Source organism: Psittacicella melopsittaci, from assembly GCF_003585925.1.
Taxonomy (GTDB): Bacteria; Pseudomonadota; Gammaproteobacteria; order Enterobacterales; family Psittacicellaceae; genus Psittacicella; species Psittacicella melopsittaci.
In genome coordinates this window covers 1-3,099 of the sequence record NZ_NRJH01000089.1, presented here as the reverse complement: position 1 = coordinate 3,099, position 3,099 = coordinate 1, and the positions used below count along the sequence as shown (strand labels likewise).

Here is a 3,099-nt window from a genome sequence, read left to right as displayed (position 1 = left end):
AATTTAAATAATTAACCAAAATAAAGAACAGAATTTAAGAAAACAAACAACAGAATTTAAGAAAACAAACAACAGAATTTAAGAAAACAAACAACAGAATTTAAGAAAAAACACAACAGAATTAAAAAAAATAAAGAACCAAAATCAAAAAACCAAAAGTCTCTTACTCCCAACTAGTAAGCCCCAGTTGCTTGTATACAACTGGGGCTTGCTCTTAACGACGGTAAATGTCATTGAGATATTCATTTGTTAAAATGAAATTTTGAATTAATAATTGCGTTGCTGGTGGAAAGCGGTTATAGTCAATCTCATCCACATTCAACCAAAACACGTCTTGACCTTCGGCACCGTAAGGTTGACCAAAGAAATCTTTAATTAAGTAAAAGTAAATGTGAAATGGTTCTGAAGAGCCATTAACACGTTGATCATAAATAGGTTTAAAGTTTGCTACGGTAATACCAACTTCTTCTTCGAACTCACGTAATAAAGCTTGTTCATGCGTTTCATGATGTTCAACTTTACCACCTGGAAACTCTAAAGAGTTAGCATACTCAACGCCAGCACGACGACGGCTTACTAAAACCTGTCCATACTCATTAAAAATTACTCCACATACTACATGTCGAATTTGATGATCAGGAATATTATCTAATTCCTCTTGGCTTAAAAATGGGTTAGCTCCATCTACGACATTTATGTGTTGTTCCTCAAGAGATGTTGCTGATTGAGATAGAGAACTGTTAGTAAAAATATTCTCTAATTTCTGGGGAAGACCTTCCATATTTTTCCTTTTGTCTAAATAAACTCTGGTTAAACCTAGATCCCTTGCGTCTAGGGTAACCCCCTATTTTTAGAATTTAAGTTCTAAAAATCAAAGCAATTATTTTGCTTAGCTTATATTCTATCACACTTAATCTTTACATTCGAAAAAGATAGCAAGAAATGATAAAATAAAGAAAAACTATTAGCCCCCAATCCTAAACTTATGATTAGTAAAAAAGATTATCGCCAAATTGTAGATAAACTCTTACAGTTTCGCTTTCAACAAGAAGAAAAACAGGTGGGGAATAATTATTCGCTCGAGCAAATTAGCCAACTGACCCAAGAGCTAAAAAATCAAGTTGAGCTTTTTCAGCAAGTAGCCCCAGATTTAACTTCCTTAAACCGTATTGAACAAGATTTAAATAATCTTATTCAACAACAATCACTTGAACAAGAAAAGGAAATTCTTGAAGATTATTTCCCTGTGGTTTTTCAATTTATTGAACGAGCTTTAGCTCCAATAAATATCAATCAAGTGCCACAAGGCTTTCTTGATAATAGCCTTACTGCCGTATTTCCGCAAAGCTATTTACGCCAGTTAGTTGGCTTTAGAAGTTTGTTAGCCCAACTTCTTCCTTATGTTCCCCAAAGCTATAGCCAGTATAAAGTAGACAATCCCAAAGATACCTATCTTGATTATATAGTTAGTGCTTTAGCTTATTTTGAGCAAGTAGCGCAAAGTAATCATGGTATAGATTATCAAGAATTAATTGATTTTCTTGATGCCTTTATTGCTTGCTTACACCAAGAAAAAATTACTTTTAATTGGCGTTCGTTAGAAATTTTATTAATTTCTCTACTATTGCAAACGCGGGAATTAAAAATTCGTTATACTTACTACGAGATGCGTTACCTTATCTCGCAAGAAAACCTCTTGCAAGATCTGCAAAACAAACTCAATGGCACTTCTTATCTAGACTATCAAGGTAAACTCTTTAGCGATGATGAGGAAGATCAAGAAACTTTACTCTACTTCCAAAATGATCCAACTCCTGAGTTAATCTTTAAACTAGCAAAAAAATATGCTCCTGAAGTACAAGAGCGTATTTTTGCGCAGTTGCAGTTACAACAACTTGATCTGCTTGATAAGTACGCCTCAGTTATCGAAAATCCTGAAGCTAACATCCAACTGGAAAAATACATCCAACAAACTCTAGGACAAGAAGTTGAACTGCAAGAAGAGGACAAGTCACAAACTAGCAAGCAAGAAACATCTCGCCTAGGTTCACTCTATCTTGATCGCACTTATTTAGATGAACAGGATCTTGTCTTAGGCAATGTAAAACTTCTTAGCAAAGAAAAAGTACAAGAAGATCCTTACTTAAGTAGCATGTTCTCGTTTTTAGGTTATGATATCTTTGCTGATGACTTTTCTCCGCTAGATGTGATTTTTAACTCAGATGAATATACTTTTAATGGCATCCAAGTACAAGTTGATGACAATATTCGGGAAGAGTTTTTGGCTCAAGCGGGAGAAAATCTCGATTTCCAAGCAATTAAAGCGGTAAAAGAACTTAGCAAGCTAGCAATCTTAAAAGATATCTATCAAGCAGTTCTCTATGAAAAACTCCATGCTGCTGAAAATAATCTTGACTCGCCTTTGGCAAGCTTAGATGAAGAAGAAATCTTTACCCTTTTTAGTGAGGCAGGACAAGAAATTGCGCAAAAATCAGGTTTCAATCTGCAAGAATATAAAACTCGAGTTAAGGCTTTAGCTAAACACGATATTCAAGCAGATGAAGCTGAGCAAGGACATGGCTTTAAAAGCTATAGTGAAGAAAGTGAATTTGAGAATAAATTTATTCGTCAAGAACTCAAATCCCAAAATCGCGTTAAACGAGAAGAACTCGAACAAAACAAACAAGAAGGTGGACGTAGACGCAATCAATATACCTTATTTAGCGATGCTAATGCAGGCTATAATGACGAGGATTTAGCATGGGCTCAAGCCTACTCAAGTCCTCCACCTGTAACTCTTTCGCCTCTAACCCCTGCCGATGAAATTCTCCCTGAAAAGAAAAAGGCAACACGTAAAAGAAGCAGAAAGAAAGCTACACGTACAATTATTAATCGAGATGAATTTATTGCCCAAATAAAAGAGGAGCAATTACGTTTACGCAAAAATAAACTTCTCGAAGCTCAAGCTGAAAAAGAAAAAGAACAGCAAGCTGAACAAGAACGTCTAGCACAAGAGCGTCTAGTACAACAACGCTTAGAGCAAGAACGTTTAGAGCAAGAACGTTTAGAGCAAGAACGTTTAGAGCAAGAACGTTTAGA

At 35.3% G+C, this 3,099-nt stretch carries 1 protein-coding gene and 1 pseudogene; one reads left to right on the top strand and one right to left on the bottom strand.

Features of this window, described 5'->3' with window-relative positions:
• Positions 1–214: 214 nt before the first annotated feature.
• Complete coding sequence (mutT, locus tag CJP74_RS07890; protein ID WP_119497978.1) at positions 215–781, bottom strand: 8-oxo-dGTP diphosphatase MutT; 567 nt, start codon at positions 779–781, stop codon at positions 215–217.
• Positions 782–985: 204 nt separating this feature from the next.
• Between mutT and CJP74_RS07885 the strand changes: the two are divergent.
• Positions 986–3,099, top strand: a pseudogene (locus tag CJP74_RS07885) (hypothetical protein); the annotation flags it as partial.